Here is a 21,722-nt window from a genome sequence, read left to right on the forward strand (position 1 = left end):
AATGAAAAGTGTACCACCCCGGAACCGTGGTATTCCTCCTTGAGGAAAGGAGGGATGCCGATGATCGCCACGGAGGTGTACATGGACATTATTGCTCTCAAACGCCAAGGGCACAGTCTGCGCTGGATCGCCAAAAAGCTCGGCATCCACCGCAAGACGGTCAAGAAGCACCTGGAAAGCGAATCCTTTCCAGCCTACTCCCCCAGGACGGCCAAGCCGTCCGTCCTTGACCCGTACCACCAGGTCATCCGAGATTTCCTCGACGAGGACGATTACCAGGCCACCTGGATCTTTTCTCGCCTCAAGCGCATGGGATACGCCGGCAGTTACGAGACCGTCAAAATCTTCGTCCGCTCCATCAAGGAGCAGAAGTGCCGCATTGCCTATGCCCGCTTCGAAACGGAACCGGGCCTGCAGGCTCAGGTAGACTGGGGCGACTTCAAGATCGTGGAGGATTCCGGTGCCCTCTCCACAATCTACGCCTTTGTCATGGTACTCGGCTTTTCCAGAGCCATGCATGTCGAGTTCGTCGAACGCTGCACCCTGGAGACTTTCATGGACTGCCACGTGCGGTCTTTTCGGCGGCTGGGCGGTGTGCCGGCCGAGATCCTCTACGACAACATGAAGCATGTGGTTGTCGGCCGGGATCACGGCAAGCCAGCCTTCAACGTCGAATTCCTGCACTTCTCCAAGCACTATGGCTTCACGCCCCGGCTTTGTCCGCCGTATAGCCCTTGGGTCAAGGGGAAGGTGGAGCGCCCCATGGACTACCTGCGAGAAAGATTCTGGCGCGGATATGCGTACCGTTGCCTCTCCCAGGTCAATGAGGATGTCGCCACCTGGATTGCCGAAACCGCGCATCCACGGATTCATGGCACCTATCGACAACCGGTTCAGCTCCGGTGGGAACAGGAGATTCCTCATCTGGGGCGACTCCCGGCGGCCGATTATGACACGTCCCTCAAATGCTTCCGCAAGGTGTACAAGGATTGCCTGATCGCCTTCGACGGCAACCGCTACTACGTCGCACCGCAATTCGTCGGCACCAAGGTGCTCCTCAAGGTCAAGAACGGCCTTTTGCGCCTGTATCACGATGCCGATCTGCTCGGCACCTATAGGATTCCGGAGGGCAAGGGGCAAACCCTCGGCCTGCCGTTGCGGCCGTCCCGGACCTCCCAGCAGACTCCACGCTACGGGCGAGGCAAAGGCAAGGCAACCCGAGGCCTGGTTACCGGCACCCTCTATCCCGAGGTCGACCGTCGCCCGCTAAGCGAGTACGACCGCTACGCCGCCGGAGGTGTCTCATGGAACAACTGACCTTCGATCGCCTCCAGGACAATCTCAAGCGGCTCAAACTCTTCAAGGCGGTGGAGATCCTCGACGATGTCGCCACCCTGGCCCAGCAAAACGGCGGCTCCTACCTTTCCTTCCTCGACCAGCTTCTGGAGGAAGAAGTGGCGGCCAAGGACAAGCGCCGTGTCGATACCGCCATGAAGATCGCCGGCCTGCCCATGGCCAAGACCATCGAGGAGTACGACTTCACCTTTCATCCCCATCTGGACAAGAAGTCGGTCATGGAGCTTTTTGACCTGAGCATTCTCCCCAAGCACGAGAACGTGATCTTCCTTGGGCCGCCGGGTGTCGGCAAGACCCACCTGGCTATCGCCCTGGCCATCAAGGCCTGCTACCACGGCTCCCGGGTCTATTTCACGACCATGCATACCCTGATTGCCAAACTCAAGGAGAGCCAAGCCAAGGGCAAAGCCTATCTCAACTCCAGTCTCGTCATCGTCGATGAGGTCGGCTATCTGCCGGTCACCAGCCAAGAGGCCTATCTCTTCTTCCAATTCGTCAGTTACCGCTACGAGAAGAGCTCGACCATTATCACCTCAAACAAGAGCTTCGCCGACTGGCAGGAACTCTTTGGCGATCCGGTCATCGCCTCGGCCATTCTCGACCGCCTGCTGCACCATTGCCGGGTCATCAACATCAAGGGCCACAGCTATCGACTTCGGGACCATGCCTTTGCCAAACAGCTCTCTCAAAAAGGAGGTGACTCTACGATTTCCGCTTCTCCGGACTGAGTACGTTCTCTGCCGGGCAGTGGTACACCTTTCAATTACCGAAACTGGTACACTTTTCCGTTACCATTGACATTTTGGCGGGCCGGTTTTCGTTCCGGCGCCCGAACCCACCCAGGAAATCCGCTACCAGCGGCGCAAGCCGGTCAAAAACCGCGGCGCCGACACCCTGAGCTACCCCGACGACCTGCCGGTCAAGCGCGTGGAACTCGATGTGGCGCCGGAAGAGAAACTCTGCCCGGAAACGGGAGAGCCGCTGGTGCGTATCGGCGAGGAGGTCAGCCGCAAGCTGGCCCGCAAGGCCGAACAGTTCTACGTCATCGAGTATGTCCGGCCCAAATACGCCTCCCGCAAGAATCCCGACCTGGGTGTGCGCACCGCCGCCTTGCCCGATGCCATCATCGAGCGCTGTCCGGCCGATGAAAGCCTGCTGGCCTATGTGCTCAATGCCAAGTTCGCCGATCATCTGCCCCTGTATCGTCTGGTGGAAATCCTGGGGCGCGCGAAGGTCCGCATCAGCCGCCAAACCTTGTCCAAGTGGGTGGTCACCTTGGGCACGGCCCTGTCCCCGCTCTACGAGGCCATGAAGGGGGGCAGTGGGGTCAGGATAACTTGATTCAGAACCTACCGACCCCACTGCTCCTCGTATTACTGCTCCCCTCTACCCCCGAACACGGAAATTCAAGAACGACGAGCAGCGGTTGCCAGCCGTCTAAACACTCTACTATCAGCCAGGCTGGGAGCAACTGTGCGAACGTGAGCAAGCGCATCGGGCAAATCATGGGGAATAACAGCTCCTTCTGCTGTCCCAACCGTCAGATCGAGTAGGCGTAGAAACGCCTCTGCTTTTTCGAAGTTATCGATCCCATTAAGTGTGGGATTGTCATCGATTAAACCATAAAACCCATAATCGCTCATTGACCAGCAATTGAAGGGAACGAGGAAGCGTTCAACCGAAGATACAGCCTCCACAAAGGCCTCCCCAGTTAACGCTGGGAGACCAGAAAAGGCCTCGCTGACACTAGGTGTCACAAGGGACCGCTCCTGGGGCCAAACTTGTTCTAAGAATGGTTTAGCCGCAAATCGAAAAAGTGTCTCGGGTGCCGAGATAGGCTGCTCGCCATTCTCGGCTCTTGATAGGTCACGAACAAAGCGCTGAACTGCTTCCGCGGCAAATGCCCGGACTTCATTATCAAGAGCTCTGAGCATCTGTTGGACTTGAGAATATTGCACTGCAGGGCTGCGGGTCTCACGAAATGCATGGAGACACTCAACCACAAGGCTAAAAACAAGTGAACGCCTGCTCTCGCGATCAAGCCGTTGATCGGTCGTCCTTTCTGGGATTGAGTCGCCAACAATATGGAGCACATCTGAAAACAAAGTACGAAATGCAACCGCGCGCCAAAGGAGAATTGCTTCCAAACTGTCTGACATTAACGGAATAATCAAATTATTCCGAGTCCAAATATTATCAGCACTCAAAAAATAAGGTAATTCTTCAATCAAACAATGCTGAGCAATCAACAATGAACGCTCAGCTGTTGTAAAAATCTCAGATCGCATTCGATAAAGTTCGATATTGCTATCAAAAGGATTATTATCTATCTCAAGGCTTGGACAGGCGGATACAAAAACACGAACTAGTTTGCCTGCTGGTGTATTTAGCGTGTCAAGCTCCGGTATTTCGGAATCATCATCTAACTTCACAGCAGTGTTAAGTCGAGCCGATTCTTCAAGATTTTCCTGAGCATTGGTAACTTCGACTGCAATGGGCCAAAGCTTGAACCAAACCCCGAAAAATTCAGGGAATTCGACAACCTGCTCTCGCCAAGAAAAAAACCAGCTTGAAACTCCTTGAATGGCTGAACGGATTGTTTCAATTGGAAGTTTAAGTATAAGCTTTAGAACACGAAAAGCCTCTGGAAGAAAAACACTCTCAGATAAAGCAGCCCTTTGCCCAATGGGTGAGTGCGCCCAACCGAACCTCTCCCAGACTCTTGCATAAGCCCCACCACCATCAGCGGTCGATTCAAAATCGGCAAGAACTTTGAGGTCATTTCCGGCCTGCCGAATCCAATCCGAAGCACCCACAGCAGGATCGTTATTCCAGTCCCGTCCCGTTGAAAGTGCCATCTCTAAAGCTTTCAACCGTACAATTCCTCTCAACATGTCGTATTTTTCATCTGGACAGGGTGAGATAAACCTTGCCTTCGGGGATTCCGGAAATCCTTCATCAATTCGAGCCATTTGAACCAATTCAGGGAATTGATCAAATTTTTCCTCCAGCCACCTTTTATCCTTTTCCGTTAGATTGGCGCCGGCAACCTCTATGCGTCGCAGTTCTCGAAGGGCCCAGAAAAGCCGTGCGCTTTTTACACGATGGGCCTCTGCTTTTTTAGGCCATTGATTGCGGGGAGGGCGTTTGCGAATTCTATTTATTATTTCTGTTTTGTCATGCGAAGCGAACTCAACAAACCGTTTTGCTCGCAGCTCAGCGATCTCCGGATACGCGTACACATCCCAGAAAAACCAATCATCCAAGGCCAAAAGAAAATCCGCAACTTCGTCGGCTTGGGTTATATGAGGGTGATGTGACAGGGCCGCCCAAAGGCGCAAATGAACACAAGAATCCATTAATTTCCATTGCCCTGCAAATTCATTCGCGCACGCAAGGTCGATCTCAAGAATCCGAGAGACAACCTCGTACAGAAGCTTTACAGATGGGGCAAGCCCACGGTTATACTGATCAGGCTCATCTTGACCCTGTTGCCGCTGGTTTGCTGGTACATAATAAACACGGTTGAGTCGGCCAATTTTCCACGATAATTTCTCACCATCCCATCCTATGCGCCGAGCGATATCTAGCCCTTCATGAAGAGTTGCCTCGAGGGTATGGGCCAATGACAATAAAAAAGGCTTATCAGACAGAGTTGCCAACTTGAGCACGCCAGGATCTAATATTTTCCCACTAGTAAGCGATGAGGAGAAAAGATCCCCAATGTCTTTCGGTCGTTTAGGTGGCTTTCGATAAGCTAGATGCACTGAAGAAAACGGTTCCAACTTAAGCCGTGGCCTGACAAGATTAACTATTTTTTCGACAAGGGATCCCGTACGTTCTCCTGTGTTTAGCCGTATCTTAACTTCGTTTTCGCCATGTGATAAGTTCTCTTCATCTGCTGAATAATTCCAGCTCTCCGCTATCAGTAGCCAAGCAGATCGCCATGGCTCATTGGTTTTTACGCCAGAATGATTATCGATTATTTCGAGCAGAGCTAGACGCTTAACCGTTTCCTCAGGCTTGAGCCGCAACGCCCAGTCAACTGTTTCGCGCTCTTCAAGCCGGCCTTTCAAAAACTCTATTGTGACTCGGAAAGCCTCCCAATCCCTCTTGTTGAGTATTGCCCGGCGCGGCTTCACTAGAGACTCTCCAACTCTTTTTCTGTTGCAATTGTAGTAATTGCATCAAGCCACCCCAGATCAGCGCCCTGTTGGGAAACCAAGGCCGCAAAACGAACCCGTTCGTTATGGTCGCTTCGCCTTATCAAGTGGTCAAAGAGATCCCGCTCTGCATCGCTTGCTGCGCTTCGTCTTTTACGAACAATTCCCTTCATCTCAGTATCGACCAGGCTTCTTTTGCCGTTGTTCGGTGACAATTTTGCCCAGCGCTCCAGGGTACCAAGAAGGGCCTCATGCCCATTTTCTTCATCGTAAGGGATGGGTGTGATGCCCCGCCCCCTCCAATCCTCCAATGAAACGGAATCCGGGACGACTTTTCCTCCGATAAAAGTAAATCTCTCCTTCAGGTCTTTGAAGCGGGTTCCGTCTGCTGCAACAGCGTTGAAAAGATACCTCATAGGTGGATCATTTGCGCTATAACCGACAAGAACGATGTTGAACAGACGTGCGGAATCGTAGATAAAATCTGGCACAACACGCCTACGTAAATAAAACTCACCAAAGTCCTGATCAGTTAAAATCAGATTGGACGCCCGGGAAGGATCACGACCCAATGCCCCATGAATATGAAGTACACCAGAAAAATCCTCGCTATGTCCTGGTCTTGGAATCCCTCCAAGGGCATAAGACTGAACTGATTGTTTCAATGATCTGGCCGCATCTTCCAAAAGGAGATCAAAGTTGGTTGTTGCAATCGTGACTGTGCTACCACGGTCAGCGAGCCTAATCAATGCTCTATGAATAGACGCAGGCTTAGGAGAAGGTGTCCGAAATTCATCTGCTAACGCCTGCCTAACACGGCTCTTACCATGAGACTGCCCGTCCATTCGCCTTTCGAGCATACCCAGTACGACGTCATAATCACCGCTGATAAACCTATTGACCTCTGCGGATTGTTGATTTGTCAATCCGGAGTGGTTGGCTTCATATTGATTGTGGGCTCCAAGGGGAACTATAGATATGACAGCGTGGACAGCCGAGTCGAGTTTTTTATATATTTTAATAACCAGCTCACGAAAATTAGGCAATTTTGAAGGTTGAGAGATTCCAGCACCGGCAACGATGAGTACCTCTCCACGTGCATGCGCCAATAGGAGCCGCTCTGGGACAGAGGCGAGACCGGGCCCAAGGGATATGTCGCGATCACTACTCACAGTAATTTGAGATAATTGGTTTTTTGATGCTCCCATTGCTTCTTTGGTTACCTCAGCCAAATAATCCTGCCCCATTCTCCACTTTTTTTCGTGGTCGGCGTTTGCCTTTACCGACTTCTTTTACTCTGCGTTTCCCCCAAATCCCCGGCAAAACAGCATCCAGCCTTCCGAAGAACTATGCGAGCAGGAACAACGCCGCCGCATTCCTTTCCAACCAAAATCCAATTTTGCGCCGATAGAAAAATTAGTCAATCATTTTAATGTTCATGGCTTTAATGTTTACACCAGCGCCTCCTAAACCTTGCCTTCCCCGCCGAATTCCCGTATAGAAAACAGAGCCGTTTTGCCCGCCCCGAGGAGCCCGTAGCTACCCATGTTTGCCACCCCCCTGGAAACCCTCCGGAAAGTTTTCGGCTATAGCGCTTTCCGCCCCTATCAGCAGGAGATTATCGAGGGTCTGATCGCCGGGGAGGATGCCTTTGTGCTCATGCCGACGGGCGGCGGCAAATCCCTCTGCTACCAGATTCCGGCCCTGCACCGGCCCGGTACCGGCATCGTCGTTTCGCCCCTCATCTCCCTGATGAAAGACCAGGTGGATGCCCTGCTGGCCAACGGCGTGCGCGCCGCCTGCTACAACTCCTCTTTGGGTGCCGTGGAGGCGCGGCGGGTGCTGGCGCGGTTGCATGCCGGCGATCTGGATCTGCTCTATATCGCGCCGGAGCGCCTGATGAGCGAGGAGTTCCGGGCGCGTCTGGACGATTTGGACATCGCCCTGTTCGCCATCGACGAGGCCCATTGCGTCAGCCAGTGGGGGCATGACTTCCGGCCCGAATATATCCAGCTCGGCCGCTTGCGGGAACTGTATCCCGACGTGCCCATGATCGCCCTGACCGCCACCGCCGATCCCCAGACCCGGGACGATATCCGGCTGCGCCTCGGTCTGCAGAGGGCGGCCTGCTACGTGGCCGGCTTCGACCGGCCCAACATCCGCTACCTGGTGGTGGAGAAGCAGAAGCCCTTCGCCCAGCTGACGGCCTTTCTGGAGGGACACGCCGGGGAGGCCGGCATCGTCTATGCCCTGAGCCGCAAGCGGGTGGAGGAGATCGCCGGTCGTCTGGCGGCCCAGGGGGTGCCGGCGGCGGCCTATCATGCCGGACTGGCGGACGGCGAGCGGCGCCGGGTGCAGGAGGCATTTCTGCGCGACGACGTGCAGGTGGTGGTGGCGACGGTGGCCTTCGGCATGGGCATCGACAAGCCCAATGTCCGCTTCGTGGTGCACTACGATCTGCCGAAAAACATCGAGAGCTACTACCAGGAGACGGGCCGCGCCGGCCGCGACGGTTTGCCGGCCGAGGCTTTGCTGCTGTTCGGCTACGGGGATATCGCCATCTCCCGGGGGCTCATCGAAAAGGGCGGCAACGAGGAGCAGAACCGCATCGAGCTGCACAAGCTCAACGCCATGGTCGGCTTTGCCGAACCTTTGACCTGCCGGCGGCGGGTGCTGCTCGGCTATTTCGGCGAAAGCCTGGAGCAGGATTGCGGCAACTGCGATATCTGCCTCAATCCGCCGCAGCGCTACGATGCCACGGTGGCCGCCCAGAAGGCTTTGTCCTGCGTGTTCCGGGTCGGCCAACGCTTCGGCATGGGCCATGTCATCGAGGTGTTGCGCGGTTCGCGCAGCGAGCGGATTCAGAAGCTCGGCCACGACCGGCTGTCCACTTACGGCATCGGCGCCGACCTGAGCGGCGAGGCCTGGGGGCATCTGATCCGGCAGCTGGTGCATCTCGGCTACCTGCGCCAGGATGTGGGCAACTATTCGGTTCTGCAACTGACGGAAGCCGCCCGCCCGCTGCTGCGCGGCGAGCAGCGGCTGGAACTGATCCAGCCCCGGGTCAAGGCCCGGCCGGTGAAGGGGCGGGGGCCGCGCCGCGCCGGGGATATCCCCTGTGACGAGGGGCTGTTCCAGGCCCTGCGCGCCCTGCGCAAACGGCTGGCCGAGGAGGAAGGGGTGCCGCCCTTCGTGATCTTCGGCGATCAGACCCTGGCCGAGATGGCGGCCGTCAAGCCCGCCGACGAAGGGGCGCTGCTGGCCGTCAACGGCGTCGGGCAGCACAAACTGCGGCGCTATGGCGCCGACTTTCTGGCGGCCATCGCCGCCTACGAGGAATCCTGATTGCGCGTCGCGAAGCTGACCCTGGTCTCCATCCATCTCGAACCGTCCCCCCGCGCCGTGCCCCTGGCCGCCGGCCTGCTGAGCGCCGTGTTGAGGGAAGCCCATCCGGGCCGCATCGAAACCCGCCTGGTGGACGGTTTTCTGCAGCAGTCGGAGGGTGAACTGGTGGCGGCCATCCTGGCCGAGGAGCCCGATTGGGTGGGGTTTTCCATGTATGTCTGGAACCGCCACCGCATGCAGGCCGTGGCCCGGCGGCTGAAACGGCAGCGACCGGAGCTGATCCTGTTTGCCGGCGGCCCGGAGCCGACGGCGGCGCCGGACGGCCTGGTGGCTCCGGACGGGCTCGATTTCATCCTGCCGGGGGAAGGGGAGCGGGTCATCGCCGAGGCCCTGGGCATCCTGCTGGAGGGCGGCGCGCCGGCGACCATCGCCGGGCGCATCACGCCCGGTCCGATTCCGGATCTGAGCGGGCTGCCGTCGCCCTACCTGGACGGCAGCCTGCCGCCGGAGCAGCTGCCCGGCATCGTCTGGGAACTGTCCCGCGGCTGCCCCTTCCGGTGCGATTTCTGCTATGAATCGCGCGGCAGTCGGGGCGTGCGGCGCTTTCCCCGCCAACGCCTGGAGGCGGAACTGCGCCGCTTCGTATCCGCCGGCATCGAGGAGATTTTCGTCCTCGATCCGACCTTCAACTTTGAGCCGGAACAGGCCAAGGAGCTGCTGCGCCTGTTCCGGGATCTGGCGCCCGGCATCCGCTTCAGCATCGAAATTCGCGCCGAGTATGTGGACCGGGACATGGCGGAGCTGTTCGCGGCCGTCCACTGCTCCCTGCAGATTGGCCTGCAGAGCGCCGATCCGGCGGTTTTGGCCAACATCCACCGCAGCCTCGACCGGGAGGATTTCGAAAACCGCCTCCTGCTGCTGCACGAGGCCGGCGTCAGCTACGGCCTGGACCTGATTTACGGCCTGCCCGGCGACACCCTGGGCGGGTTTCTGGACAGCCTGGATTTCGCCCTGGCGCTGCTGCCCAACCATCTGGATATTTTCCCTCTGGCGGTTCTGCCGGGGACCCGGCTGGCGGAAACGGCAGCCGGCTTCGGTCTGGAATACGAGCCCCAACAGCCTTATCGGCTGCTCGCCTCGCCGACCTTCAGCGCCGCCGACCTGGCCGAGGCCGACCGGCTGGCCCGGGCCTGCGACCTGTTCTACAACCGGGGCCGCGCCGTGCCCTGGTTCGGGCTGGTGCTGGAGAACCTGGCCGTGGCGCCGTCCGTCCTGCTGCGTCGCCTGGCGGACTGGCTGGATGCCGCCGGCGCCTGGGCGGACACGGACCTGACGGCCCTGCAGCAGCGGTTCGTCAGCGACCGGTTCCTGGCCGAGGAACGCCCCGCCGTGGCTGCCGTGGCCGCCGATGTCATCGCTTATTTCGGCCACTCCGCCGCCCTGCTCAGCGGCGATTGCGGTTTGGATGGGGAGCCGCCGGCGCCGAGCGGCCTGCGCCTCCATCCCGACAGCCGCTGGGTGGACTTCAACCATGACCCTTCGCTGTTGTTGGAGAACCTCGAAATCGGCGTCACGGATTTCCAGATTCTGACCTGCCTGCTGCCGCCGGAGCCCTGCCGGGCCCTGCTGTACCTGTGCCGGGGCGAGGTGTCCCTGGGGGTGTTCGCCGACGAGGAAAGGGAACTGCTGGAAGCCATCGCCGAAGGGCGCTGCCAGGGGGCGCCGACGGGGCCGCTGGGCGAGTTTTTCGAGGCCGCGGTCGCGGAAGGGATTATTGATGATAACTATTCAGCATCGTGGAGCAGGGGCTCGCGCCGCCCACCCCGAGGGCCGCATGAACCCATCCCTGGGGCTTGACGGTTGCCATCCGGGCGCCAGACACCCTCGGGGAGGGCGCCCCGAGCCCCGGTGCTGAATGGTTACTATTATTGTAGACTGAACGGGAGGATCAAAGGCTGCCGCCGGGATGATGGTGCATCATGGCCGGGGCGGCAGGCCGGCGCGGCCAATGGGTGGCCGGACGGTGCTGTGTATTGGGGAAGACGGGGAAAGGAGCGAGGTATGTTTGCAGTGGTGGTCAAGGTACAGATCAAACCTGAAAATCGAACCGAATTTCTGGAAGCCATGTTCGACGATGCCCGCGGCTCGGTGGCCAACGAGCCCGACTGTCTGCAGTTCAACATCGTCCAGGATCAGAACGACATCAATCGGCTGTACCTGTATGAAGTCTACCGGGATGCGCAGGCCTTCGAGACCCACAAGCAGACCCCCCATTTCACCCGCTGGCTGGAGACCACCGCCGACTGGCTGGCCCAGCCCCTGGAAATCGCCACCGGCAGCCACCTGTTCCCGGCGGATGCGGTCTGGCAGAAACAGGGCTAGGAGGCTGTCGGACTATCCGAATTTGCAGCCAGCGCATGGATAGTCCGATAGCCTCCTGAGTTCCGAATTGTCACGGATTTGACGAAAAAAGGGCCGTACCCAGGGGGTGCGGCCCTTTTTCGATGTGCCTTAACGGTTCAACGCAGCGGGCCGGACCCCTGCGCCACCGATGCTGAACAGGTGCGATGGACCTGCTTCAGGCGCTCTTGACCCGGACCAGGTAATCCCGGGTTTCCCGGGGCAGGCGCTCCATGCCGTGGCGGTCGACGTTGCCCATGCCCCAGTTGTAGGCCGCCAGGGAACGATCCAGGTCGCCTTGGTAGCGGTCTAGCAGTTGGCGCAGGTAGCGGGTGCCGGCCATGACGTTCTGCTCCGGGTCGAAGGGGTTGCTCACCCCGAGATCCCGCGCGGTGCCGGGCATGAGCTGCATCAGGCCCTGGGCGCCGGCGGGGGACACGGCGCGCGGATTGAAGGCGCTCTCGGTACGGATCACGGAGCGGATCAGGCCTTCCTCGACGCCGTGGGCGCGGGCTGCGCGGCTGATGATGGCATCCAGATCGGCGGGGGCGTCGGCCCGGGTCGGTCCTGAAGCCGCGGAAACGTTGCGCTCCGCATCGGCCCCGTCGCGGCCGCCAATGTCAAAGTTCTGACCGGTGGGGGCCAGGGAGGGCAGGTCGGGCAGCGCGAAGCCGGCATCTTCCTGCTCGCTCTCGGCGGTCATGGCAAACAGTTTGCGGGCCACCTCGAGTTGCCGCAACTGCACCTGGAGCCCGGCCAGACGGGCGGCGCGGGCCTGTTCTTCCACGGGCTGTTCCGCCTGGTCGAGGTGGTCGGCAAAGGCGGGGGCGGACCCCGCCCTGGCCGGGGCCGAGGCGGCGCTCGGCCGGATGGTGTGGGCCGGGCCGCTGATCTTGATGCTCATCGGTGCCTCCGGAGCTCGAATGTTCTTCCTGCGAAACTATTCAGCATCGTAGAGCAGGGGCTCGCGCCGCCCACCCCGAGGACCGCATGAACCCATCCCTGGGGCTTGACGGTTGCCATCCGGGCGCCAGACACCCTCGGGGAGGGTGCCCCGATCCCCTGTGCTGAACAGTTACCTTCCCGCAAGGTTTTGCAGGGACCGTGCCGAACTATTCACCGGCCGCCGGCCGGATTTCGATCAGGGTGATTTCCGGCGGGGCGCCCAGGCGCATGGGCGGTCCCCAGCTGCCGGTGCCGCGACTGGTATAGAGCCAGCCGCCGCCGGCCAGGGGGTAGAGGCCGTTCTGCAGGGGGTAGACCAGGCGGGTGACGAGGTTGAAGGGGAAGATCTGGCCGCGATGGGTGTGGCCGGAGAGCTGCAGGTCGAAGCGACCGGCGGCGGCCGCATCGATGTGCGGGCGATGCTTGAGCAGGACGATGAACCGCTCCCGGGGCAGCCCGGCGAGGAGGGGGGCTTCTGCCTGGCCGGCGCCGCCGGCGGGATCGTCCACTCCGACCAGGATCAGGTCGGCGCCGACAGCGGCGGACTGGCCGCGCAGCACCGTAAAGCCGCTGGCTTCCAGGTAGGCCAGGGACGGCTTGAGTCCCGCATAGTATTCGTGGTTGCCGGTGACGGCAAACTTGCCCAGGGGCGGCTGGATCTCGTGCCAGAGGGAATGCAGACCGTCCAGATGATCGAGCTGGGCATCCACCACGTCGCCGGTGGCCACCAGCACATCGGGCTGCAGTTCCCGAATGCGGCTGACCACGGGCGCCAGGGTCTCGTCGCGGTGGAGCAGGCCGAGATGCAGGTCGGAAACCTGGACGATGCGCAGGGGCGGGCGGCCCGGCGCAAGTTTGTCGGAAACCAGGACGACCCGTTCCAGGCGCAGGTCGGTGGCTTCGAAGAACCCGTACAGGGCGCCGCCGAGGGCCAGCAGCAGCACCACGGCGGCACAGACCGGGCCATGCACGCTCAACAGGGGCATTCCGGGCCGCACGGCCCGCAGGCCCAAAGCCAGCAGGTGCCAGGCGGCCACCACGCTCAGCAGGCTGAAGGCCAGGAAGATCAGACCCATCCAGCTATAGCCTAGCCAGGCCAGGCCCCGCGCCATGGCCGGATAGCCGTTGCGATCCAGCAGCCGTATCAGGATTGGGGCGAGGATCATGACGCCCATGCAGACCTTGACCAGGCCCGGCAGCAGGGCGTGGCCGGCCAGCAGGGGCTGAATACCCCAATAAACCAGGGCGTGCATGGCGGTGTAGAGGATCAAAAACGTCAGCACGAACAACATGGTCCCCCCTTGCTTCCGGCGGTTTGGCCCCGCTCTCCGTTTCAGAGGGCTTCGAGGCCGGATACGAAGGCTTTGAACAGGTCTTTCCAGCTTAGAATGCCGGCCACGGTGCCGTCAACCGTCACCACCGGCAGGCAGGATACGCGGTTTTGCACCAGCAGCCGCGCGGCATCCTCGATGGAGGTCTCCGGGGTGACGGTGACCAGGGCGCGGGTCATGATCTGGTGGGCCTTGCGGTTCATGAGGGCCAGGTCGCGGGCCTGTTCGTTGACCGTATTCAGAAACGGGCTGCTGGCCTTGAGCAGGTCCCGGTCCGAGATGATCCCGCACAATTGTTTGCCTTCCACCACCAGCAGATGATGAAACCGGGCATTCTCGAAGATTTCGGCGATGATGCGCAGGGAGTCGTCCATATGGACGGTTGCCACCCGCGTCGTCATGATGGTTGCAATGGTTGGAGGCATGTGCTTTCCTTCCTTTGCGGAGAGTCACTATTCAACATCGGTGGAGCAGGCGCCCCGAGACCCTGCGATGAGCAGTGGCTGCGAATGAACGGTTGCCGGCGTCGTCCCCGGGCAGGAATGCAAGGCATGTTCCGGATTTTCCGGAGTTGGAGGTGGAATGCTGTCTGAACTGTTGCAGATAGTGCTGCGGGTAGTGCTGGTCCTGGTCGGGCTGCTGTCGGCCCTGCATGCCCTGCTCAACAAACGGGATCCGCGCTCCGGGCTGGGCTGGATCGTGACCATCCTGGCCCTGCCCGGTTTCGGAGCCCTGCTGTACTGGCTGCTGGGGGTCAACCGCATCCGTTCCACCGGCCGCGGCTGGCAGGAGCGCGGTCTCGGTCTGACCTGGCGCAATGCGCCGGTGTGCTCCTGGTCGGCCGAATTGGCGGCCACGGATCTGCCCTTTCGCCGTCACGGCTTTGCCAGTCACCTGGCCCTGGCCGATGCCGTGACGCGCCGACCGCTGGTGGGCGGCAACCGGGTGCGGCCCCTGATCAACGGCGAAGAGGCCTATCCCCCCATGCTGGCGGCCATCGAGGCGGCCCGGCACAGCGTTTACCTCTCGACCTATATTTTCGAAAGCAACGTCACCGGGCGGCGCTTCGTGCAGGCCCTGGCCGACGCCCGGCGTCGCGGCGTCGCGGTGCGGGTGCTGGTGGATGCCCTCGGCGCCCTCTATTCCTGGCCGCTCAGCCATCGCCTGCTGCGCCGGGCCGGGGTGCCGACGGCGCGCTTCCTGCCCCTCAGCCTGAGCGGCCGGGGCGCCTATTTCAACCTGCGCAACCACCGCAAGCTGCTGGTGGTCGATGGCCGCCTCGGCTTCACCGGCGGCATGAACATCGGCGACCGGCATCTGCTCTCCGGCAGCAATCCGCGCCGGGCCCGGGATCTGCATTTTGAGTTGGCAGGGCCGGCGGTGGCCCAATTGCACGCTTCCTTCTGCGAGGACTGGCAGTTCACCACCGGCGAGGTATTGCCGGAACCGTTCGGGGCGGAGGCCGTCGGCAGCGCTTTCTGCCGGGGCGTCAGTGCCGGACCCAATGAGGATTTTGAAAAGCTGCACTGGCTGATCCTGGGCGCCCTGGCGGCGGCCCGCAACCAGGTACGCATCATGACCCCCTATTTCATCCCCGATCGCAGTCTGATTGCAGCCCTCAACACCGCAGCTTTGCGCGGCGTCAATATTGAACTGTTGCTGCCGGGCTGCAACAACCTGCCCTACGTGGCCTGGGCGAGCCGGGCCTACTTCTGGGAACTGCTCCAGTACGGGGTGCGCATCGGCCTGCAGCCGGCGCCCTTCGATCACAGCAAGCTGCTGCTGGTCGACGAGGAGTACGTCATGGTCGGTTCGGCCAATCTCGACCCGCGCAGCCTGCGGCTCAATTTCGAATTCAACCTGGAAATCTATGATGCCGAACTGAACCGGAGTTTGAGCCTGCATTTCGACCGCTGTCAGCAGGCGGCGCATCCGGTCACCCTGGCGGAGGTGGACGGCCGGCCGTTGCCCGAGCGGTTGCGGGATTCCTTTGCCAAGCTGTTTTCGCCCTTTTTGTGAGCCGGCGGGTTCAGTCGCGCAACAGGGCGATGCGCAGACCGAGGGCCACCATCAGGCTGCCGAACAGGCGTTCCAACAGCAGGTGGCCGCGGGCCAGGGCCCGGCGCACCAGGCCGTTCTGAACCAGCAGCACGAACAGGGACCAGCCCAGCAGGGAGGTCAGGACAATCACCAGGCCGAAGCCCCCTTTGCGCCAGAGGGAGTCGCTGGGCGCGATGAACTGGGTGAAGACGCTGAAGATGTAGAGGGTCACCTTGGGGTTGAGCAGGTTGCAGAGAAACCCGTCCCGCAGCCCCTGGCGGCCGGTCCGGCCGGCGGCGGCCGACAGTGGGGACAGTTCCAGGCTGCCGCGGCAGCGCAGGGAGCGGATGCCGATATAGATCAGGTACAGGGCGCCGAGCAGGCGCAGGGCATGGTAGACGTAGTGGTTGCCGGTGAGCAGCCAGGCCAGGCCGGCCACGGACAGGGAGACATGGATCAGCAAACCGCCGACGATGCCCAGGACCGTGGCCAGTCCCGCCCGACGGCCGCCGGTGAGGCTGTTGCGAAGCAGCAGCAGCATGTCCGGACCCGGGCTGGCCATGGCCACCAGGGTGATGCCGGACAGAAGCAGATAGGTTTGCATGGTTACCTTCCCGTTTGGAACGTGGCCTGTCTTGCAGCAGAGGTCGCGGGTGGGCCGTCAGTCCTTGTCGCCGGTGGGTGCCGGTTGCCAGGGCCAGCGGCCTTCGACTTCCAGATGCAGGGTGAAGCTCATGAAAGAGCGGATCAGGATGATGAAGGCCAGGCTGGTGACGCCGGCCAAGTCACGGGCGACGACTACGGTACGGATAATGTCGCCGGCAATCAGGAACTCCAGGCCGAGAATGATGGAGCGGCCCAGGTTGCGGCGATAATAGCGGAAGGCATGGTTGCCCGGCTGGCGGCGGTGCTGCTGTAGCAGAAAGCGCCAGGTGGCGATGGCCAGCCCGATGAGGACCACCAGTACGCCGACGGCTTCGATGGCGTGAGCCGCGGTCTCGATGCTTTCGCGGAATGCGGTCATGGCTTCCAGCCCCCTGTCGGTCCTACCCGAGCCCCCACGCTGAATCTTGCCCGGTTACAAATCAATAAGGTTTCTGGCCGAGGATATTTCCGGCCGGGTGGTAGTTGCAGACCAGCATCATGCGCCCCTGGCATTGGGCTACGCCGCAGCCCAGTTCCCGGGTGCTGTGCCAGACCAGTTGGGTAAAATGCCCGACCGCCTGATAGTTGCGTTGCGTCAGGGGTTGGCCGTCATAATATTTTTTCTCGCTGTGCCAGAGCTGGACGGCGTCGGCCATGCCATAGTGGCCGAGGGTGCCGGTGTACAGATTTTCGCCGTATTGCTGCTGCCAGGGGCCGGAGGCCGGCCGATGGGCCATGCGGCAACCTCTGTCGGCCAGGCGTTCGGCCCATTGCTGGGCGTAGCGGGCCAGGTCGTCCGACCAGGCCAGGGGGGGGACGCCCACTTCGGCCCGATAGCGGTTATGGGTCTGCAGCAGGGCGGCCACATCCGCCTTGGAGAGCGCGGTGTTTTCCGTCGATGCGGGCGGGCGGGCCGCCGCCAGCGCCATGCCGGCGTTGGCGTCTGCAAGGCAGGTCAGGAACAACGGTTCCGTCCGGGCACCGGAAAGGCTCGGGCGATGGTGCTGCCCTTGGGCAAACTCGCTGCTGCCGGGGATGGCCGCCACGACCATTGAAGCGAGCAGGAACAATCCGGCCAGCATGAATCCCTTTTGCACCATGGATGTCATCCTTATAAATCGGGTTGAAAGAATGGCAAGGGTTAATATCACCCAGAAGCGGCTGGGAAACAAGCCCCCTTTTTTTACCAGGCGGCATGGCTTCCTCTTGGGGGAAAACTCGCATTTGCCGGATTTTGGGGTATATTTCAACCAAACTCCAATCCAGCGAGCGCTGCCAAGCGTCTAGCCAAACCATGGGAGGAACCAGCATGGACAAAATCGTACGCGTGAATATGACGGATCTGACCACCCGCACGGAAGCGGCTCCGGCCGCCTGGACCGGGCTTGGGGGGCGCGGTCTGACCTCGACCATCATCGCCGCCGAGGTACCGCCGCGCTGCCATCCCCTGGGACCCAACAACAAGCTGGTTTTCGCGCCCGGACTGCTCACGGGCACCCTGGCAGCGCAGTCGGGGCGACTCTCGGCCGGGGCGAAAAGCCCCCTGACCAAGACCATCAAGGAAAGCAACTCCGGCGGCACCGCCGCTCAGCAGTTGGCCAAATTGGGCATCAAGGCGCTGATCATCGAAGGACATCCGACCACGGAGCAGTGGCATCGGCTGCATGTGACAGCCGACGGGGTTTCCTTCGAGACGGCTGACGACCTGGCGGGCCGCAACAACCGCGAGGTGATTGCCGCCATGAATGAGGAATACGGCAATAAGGTCGGTGTACTCACCATCGGGGTCGCCGGGGAGATGCGCATGGCGGCGGCCGACATCTCCGTCAAGGATCCCGACCAGAACATCCGCAGTCACGGGCGGGGCGGCCTGGGGGCGGTCATGGGCGCGAAACGCGTCAAGTGCATCACCATCGAGGATCCGGGGGCGGCCAAGGTGCCGGTGGCCGATCCGGAAAAATTTCGCGCCGCCGCCAAGATATTTGCCAAGACCCTGCTCGATCATCCGGTCAGCGGCCAGGGCCTGCCCATTTATGGTACCGATGTGCTGATCAATATCCTCAACGAGGCCGGCGGCCTGCCGACCAAAAACTTCCGCTTCGGACGCTGCCCCCACCATGACGCCATCAGCGGCGAAACCATGCACGACGTGATTGCCGAACGCGGCGGCAAGGTCAAGCATGGCTGCCATGCCGGCTGCATCATCCAGTGTTCCCAGATTTATACCACCGAGTCCGGCGCCTTCCTGACTTCCGGTTTCGAGTACGAAACCATCTGGGGGTTGGGCGCCAATGCCATGATCGAAAATCTGGATGATATCGCCGAATGTGATCGGCTCATGGATGATATCGGCATCGATTCCATCGAAGGGGCGGTGATGCTCGCCGTCGCCATGGAAGCGGGCGTCATTCCCTGGGGCGATGGCAAGGAATGCCAGCGGGTGTTGCGCGATGAAATCGGCAAAGGCACTCCCTTGGGCCGGATTCTCGGTAACGGCACCTCCTCCGTAGGGAGGGCCTACGGTCTGGTCCGGGTACCGGTGGTCAAGGATGAAGGCATTCCGGCCTACGACCCCCGGTCCGTCAAGGGCATCGGCGTCACTTATGCCACTTCGACCATGGGTGCCGACCATACGGCCGGCTATACCGTGGCCACCAACATCCTCAAGGTCGGCGGCTATGTCGATCCCCTGAGCAAGGAAGGGCAGGTGGAACTGTCCCGCAACCTGCAGATCGCCACCGCCGCCGTCGACAGCACCGGCATGTGCATTTTTATCGCGTTTCCCATGCTCGATATTCCCGAAACCTTTACCTCCCTGATCGATATGATCAATGCCCAGTACGGTCTTGAGATGACTGCCGACGATTTTTTGAAAATGGGGAAGACCATTCTCAAAACCGAGCATGCCTTCAACCAGGGTGCCGGATTTTCCAAGGCTCAGGATCGACTGCCGGAATTTTTCAATTACGAGCCGGTGCCGCCGCATAACGCGGTCTGGGATTTCACCGACGAGGAACTGGATGAATTCTGGAATTTCTGAAGCAGGGGCATGGGTGCGATGCCGGTTTGGATCTGCCAAAGGAGGGCAAGATGAGTGAGGAAAATGCGGCTGGAACCCGTCATAAACAAACCTTTGTGGACAAACTCCGGGAAATTCGCCTGCCCCTGTGGGTGAGCCTGGTCTTGCTGGTGCTGCTGCTGGTGGTTTTCACCTGGCAGCGCATTGCCGTCGGCGCCGCCGAACGCCGTCTGGCGGCCGAAAAACAGGCCTGGACGGAACAGTCCGCCGCGGCTCAGGCCGCCTTCATGGCTCAGGCCCGCGAGGCCCTCGCCCGGCACAGCGAGGCCAATCACGTGCTGTTCGGCAACGCCCTGGCCTGGGCCGTCCGCGGTGAAATGATTCGCAACAATCGCGACCAGATCGATCAATATTTTACCGAACTGGTGCGCAACGAACGGATCCGTTTGGTGCTGCTGGCGGACGTCAATGGCAAGATCTTGCTGGCCAGCAACCGCAAACTGCAGGAGGGGAATTTTGCCGACGTCTTTCCGGCGGCCCTGCTGCAGGAACCCCAAGTCACGGTGCAGGAGGGCGAGGGCAATGAAAAGCGGCTGGTGCTTCCCATCCAGGGGTTGACCGCCCGGTTGGGCACGGTGGTGGTGGTCTATCTGCCCGAGGCGTTGCCCGAGGGATGAAACTGCAGGTAAAACAGGCATAACCGGCATCGGCCGGCCAGGTCGATGCCGGAATCATGGTGGCAAACAGAGGTCGCCTCAGGGCGTCCATCCTCAACGAAAGGGAGGTTTTCCATGCACATTAATGAAGTACGGTCCAGGGCCAAGGCCATGGGATTGCAGGGGCTCGGCCGCCAGACCAAGGCGGAGATTATTCGGCATATCCAGCGGGCGGAACTCAACACCCCCTGTTTCGGTTCAGAGCAGGCGGCGGATTGCCCTTATCCCGATTGCTGTTGGCGCTCCGATTGTCTGAAAGCATGATGCCTGTCGGTAGGTTGCTGGTCACCGGCCTCCCGGCAGTGAGTCTCGTTCCAGCCCTCCGAAGTTGACGGCTTTTATTGTTTTTCCCCATTCAATTCGGTTATGATGCTGGGCATTCGCGGTTTCTTCGGAAACGGAGGGATGCGTGCGGCCAACGCCGTTTTGATTGCCCCCCTTGACGGGGGGCGAATTCGGTATGAGCGGACAATCGGGGGACGGAAGTGAAAAAGATACTGTTGGCAGAGGATTCCGGATTTTTTGGCCGCATGCTGACCAAAAAACTCGAAGCCGAAATGGGCCTCGAGGTTTGCTGGACGGAAAGCATGGCGGCGGCGTGGGAGCAGGTCACGACTCCCGGCAATCAGTTCGCCGCCGGTATCGTCAACTTTCATCTGCCTGATGCGCCGGGCGGTGAGATTGTCACCAGGCTGGTGGAGCGCCAGATTCCGGTCATCGTTTTCACCAGCGTCGTCAACAAGGAAGTCCGGGATCGCATCTGGGCCGAAAAGGTGGTGGATTACGTCTACAAGGAGGGCATCCAAAGCCTGGATTACCTGGTCGGTCTGCTGAAACGCCTGGAACGCAATCCGAAAATCAAAATTTTGGTGGTGGACGATTCCGAATTCCAACGTCAGGCCATCGCTGATCTGCTGCGGGTCCATCGCTATCAGGTGCTGGAGGCCGCCGACGGTCTTCAAGCCCTGGCTCTGCTGAACGAGCACCCCGATGTCAGGCTGGTGATCAGCGACTTTCACATGCCGCACATGGACGGCTTTGAGCTGACCCAGACCATCCGCAAATCCCATTCCCGGGATGAAATGGCCATCATCGGCATTTCAGCCCTGGGCGACAATGTCATGGCGGCCCGTTTTCTGAAGTGCGGGGCCAGCGATTTCATTATCAAACAGCATTTTCTGACCGAGGAGTTTTACTGCCGCGTCAGCCAGCATATCGAGAATCTCGAGAACATACAGGCCATCCGCAAGGCCTCGGTGACCGACTTCCTGACCGGGGTATCCAATCGGCGGTTTTTCTTCGACCAGGGCGAAAAGCTCTACCAGCAGATTCTCGACAGCGGCGGCCAGATGTGCTGCGCCATCCTGGACATCGACCACTTCAAACAGGTCAACGATACCTTCGGGCATATCGCCGGTGATGAAACCATCCGCCGGCTGGCGGAGCTGTTGCAGGACAGCCTGCCGGACAACGCCATTCTGACCCGCATCGGCGGCGAGGAGTTCTGTGTTCTGGTTCCCGGTTCCCGGGACGAGGCGGTTCGGCTGTTCGAAGGCATTCTCAGCGAAATCGCCGCCATGGAGGTCTGGGTCCCCTTCATCCGCGCCACCATTCGCATCACCGCCAGTGTCGGCATCTGCGCCGAGCCGGGACGCAACCTGCTGGAGATGCTCAGTCGGGCGGATGCCTTTCTCTACCAGGCCAAGAAAGACGGCCGCAACCGGGTGATCTATTGAGCGGCCAGGTTCCCGTACGGTTTGTC

Annotated in this window: 19 protein-coding genes; 11 read left to right on the forward strand and 8 right to left on the reverse strand. The window is 60.5% G+C overall.

Annotated features, from left to right (window positions below; translation table 11 throughout):
- Positions 1–81: 81 nt before the first annotated feature.
- The 3 genes from istA to JQN68_RS03495 all read left to right on the forward strand — a co-directional run bounded on the left by istA (position 82) and on the right by JQN68_RS03495 (position 2,697).
- Positions 82–1,317 (forward strand): IS21 family transposase, encoded by a 1,236-nt coding sequence (gene istA, locus JQN68_RS03485; RefSeq protein WP_225072615.1) that lies wholly within the window; start codon positions 82–84, stop codon positions 1,315–1,317.
- Entirely contained in the window at positions 1,305–2,084 is a 780-nt protein-coding gene (istB, locus tag JQN68_RS03490) for an IS21-like element helper ATPase IstB (protein WP_225072571.1), read from the forward strand. The genes istA and istB overlap by 13 nt, the downstream gene beginning before the upstream one ends.
- A gap of 199 nt (positions 2,085–2,283) precedes the next feature.
- Positions 2,284–2,697, forward strand: a complete 414-nt coding sequence (locus JQN68_RS03495; RefSeq protein ID WP_225072575.1) for an IS66 family transposase — start codon at positions 2,284–2,286, stop codon at positions 2,695–2,697.
- Positions 2,698–2,762: 65 nt separating this feature from the next.
- Here the strand turns inward: JQN68_RS03495 and JQN68_RS03500 are convergent, their stop codons facing one another.
- Together JQN68_RS03500 and JQN68_RS03505 are read right to left on the reverse strand one after the other, a co-directional pair.
- Entirely contained in the window at positions 2,763–5,498 is a 2,736-nt protein-coding gene (locus JQN68_RS03500; RefSeq protein WP_225072576.1) for a hypothetical protein, read from the reverse strand.
- Positions 5,498–6,766, reverse strand: a complete 1,269-nt coding sequence (locus JQN68_RS03505) for an SIR2 family protein (protein ID WP_225072577.1) — start codon at positions 6,764–6,766, stop codon at positions 5,498–5,500. Before JQN68_RS03505 ends, JQN68_RS03500 begins: the two co-directional genes overlap by 1 nt.
- A gap of 298 nt (positions 6,767–7,064) precedes the next feature.
- Between JQN68_RS03505 and recQ the strand changes: the two genes are divergently transcribed.
- From recQ to JQN68_RS03520, 3 genes are all read left to right on the forward strand, one after another.
- The gene (recQ, locus tag JQN68_RS03510; RefSeq protein ID WP_249621017.1) at positions 7,065–8,864 is read left to right on the forward strand and encodes a DNA helicase RecQ; all 1,800 of its coding nucleotides are present in this window, start codon (positions 7,065–7,067) and stop codon (positions 8,862–8,864) included.
- Positions 8,865–10,721, forward strand: coding sequence for a B12-binding domain-containing radical SAM protein (locus JQN68_RS03515; protein ID WP_225072579.1), 1,857 nt, complete (start codon positions 8,865–8,867; stop codon positions 10,719–10,721). It begins immediately after the preceding gene.
- 204 nt (positions 10,722–10,925) lie between these two features.
- The gene (locus JQN68_RS03520; protein WP_225072580.1) at positions 10,926–11,246 is read left to right on the forward strand and encodes a putative quinol monooxygenase; all 321 of its coding nucleotides are present in this window, start codon (positions 10,926–10,928) and stop codon (positions 11,244–11,246) included.
- A 196-nt stretch (positions 11,247–11,442) separates the two neighbouring features.
- Here JQN68_RS03520 and JQN68_RS03525 read toward each other — a convergent pair whose 3' ends face one another.
- The 3 genes from JQN68_RS03525 to JQN68_RS03535 form a co-directional block, all read right to left on the reverse strand.
- A complete protein-coding gene (locus JQN68_RS03525; protein WP_225072581.1) occupies positions 11,443–12,168 on the reverse strand; it encodes a lytic transglycosylase domain-containing protein in 726 nt (241 codons plus the stop codon).
- A 208-nt stretch (positions 12,169–12,376) separates the two neighbouring features.
- Positions 12,377–13,501, reverse strand: coding sequence for a metallophosphoesterase (locus JQN68_RS03530; RefSeq protein ID WP_225072582.1), 1,125 nt, complete (start codon positions 13,499–13,501; stop codon positions 12,377–12,379).
- A gap of 41 nt (positions 13,502–13,542) precedes the next feature.
- Positions 13,543–13,965, reverse strand: a complete 423-nt coding sequence (locus JQN68_RS03535; RefSeq protein ID WP_225072583.1) for a CBS domain-containing protein — start codon at positions 13,963–13,965, stop codon at positions 13,543–13,545.
- A 157-nt stretch (positions 13,966–14,122) separates the two neighbouring features.
- On the opposite strand from JQN68_RS03535, the gene cls reads away from it, so the two are divergent.
- Entirely contained in the window at positions 14,123–15,559 is a 1,437-nt protein-coding gene (cls, locus tag JQN68_RS03540) for a cardiolipin synthase (RefSeq protein WP_225072584.1), read from the forward strand.
- A gap of 10 nt (positions 15,560–15,569) precedes the next feature.
- On the opposite strand, the gene JQN68_RS03545 is transcribed toward cls, so the two are convergent.
- From JQN68_RS03545 to JQN68_RS03555, 3 genes are all read right to left on the reverse strand, one after another.
- A complete protein-coding gene (locus tag JQN68_RS03545) occupies positions 15,570–16,184 on the reverse strand; it encodes a LysE family translocator (protein WP_225072585.1) in 615 nt (204 codons plus the stop codon).
- A gap of 57 nt (positions 16,185–16,241) precedes the next feature.
- Positions 16,242–16,604 carry a DUF1622 domain-containing protein gene (locus JQN68_RS03550; RefSeq protein ID WP_225072586.1) on the reverse strand — a complete coding sequence of 121 codons (363 nt, stop codon included), beginning with the start codon at positions 16,602–16,604 and terminating at the stop codon, positions 16,242–16,244.
- A 61-nt stretch (positions 16,605–16,665) separates the two neighbouring features.
- Positions 16,666–17,325 carry a CAP domain-containing protein gene (locus JQN68_RS03555; RefSeq protein ID WP_225072587.1) on the reverse strand — a complete coding sequence of 220 codons (660 nt, stop codon included), beginning with the start codon at positions 17,323–17,325 and terminating at the stop codon, positions 16,666–16,668.
- 209 nt (positions 17,326–17,534) lie between these two features.
- Here JQN68_RS03555 and JQN68_RS03560 point away from each other — a divergent pair, with 209 nt between their 5' ends.
- From JQN68_RS03560 to JQN68_RS03575, 4 genes are all read left to right on the forward strand, one after another.
- Positions 17,535–19,265, forward strand: coding sequence for an aldehyde ferredoxin oxidoreductase C-terminal domain-containing protein (locus tag JQN68_RS03560; protein ID WP_225072588.1), 1,731 nt, complete (start codon positions 17,535–17,537; stop codon positions 19,263–19,265).
- Positions 19,266–19,315: 50 nt separating this feature from the next.
- Positions 19,316–19,921: a hypothetical protein gene (locus tag JQN68_RS03565; RefSeq protein WP_225072589.1), complete on the forward strand. Its 606-nt coding sequence runs from the start codon at positions 19,316–19,318 to the stop codon at positions 19,919–19,921.
- 114 nt (positions 19,922–20,035) lie between these two features.
- Complete coding sequence (locus JQN68_RS03570) at positions 20,036–20,224, forward strand: Rho termination factor N-terminal domain-containing protein (protein WP_225072590.1); 189 nt, start codon at positions 20,036–20,038, stop codon at positions 20,222–20,224.
- Between the two features lie 221 nt (positions 20,225–20,445).
- Positions 20,446–21,696, forward strand: coding sequence for a diguanylate cyclase (locus JQN68_RS03575; RefSeq protein WP_225072591.1), 1,251 nt, complete (start codon positions 20,446–20,448; stop codon positions 21,694–21,696).
- Positions 21,697–21,722 lie beyond the last annotated feature (26 nt).

This window comes from Desulfuromonas sp. CSMB_57, assembly GCF_020194955.2.
Taxonomy (GTDB): domain Bacteria; phylum Desulfobacterota; class Desulfuromonadia; order Desulfuromonadales; family Syntrophotaleaceae; genus JAFCIY02.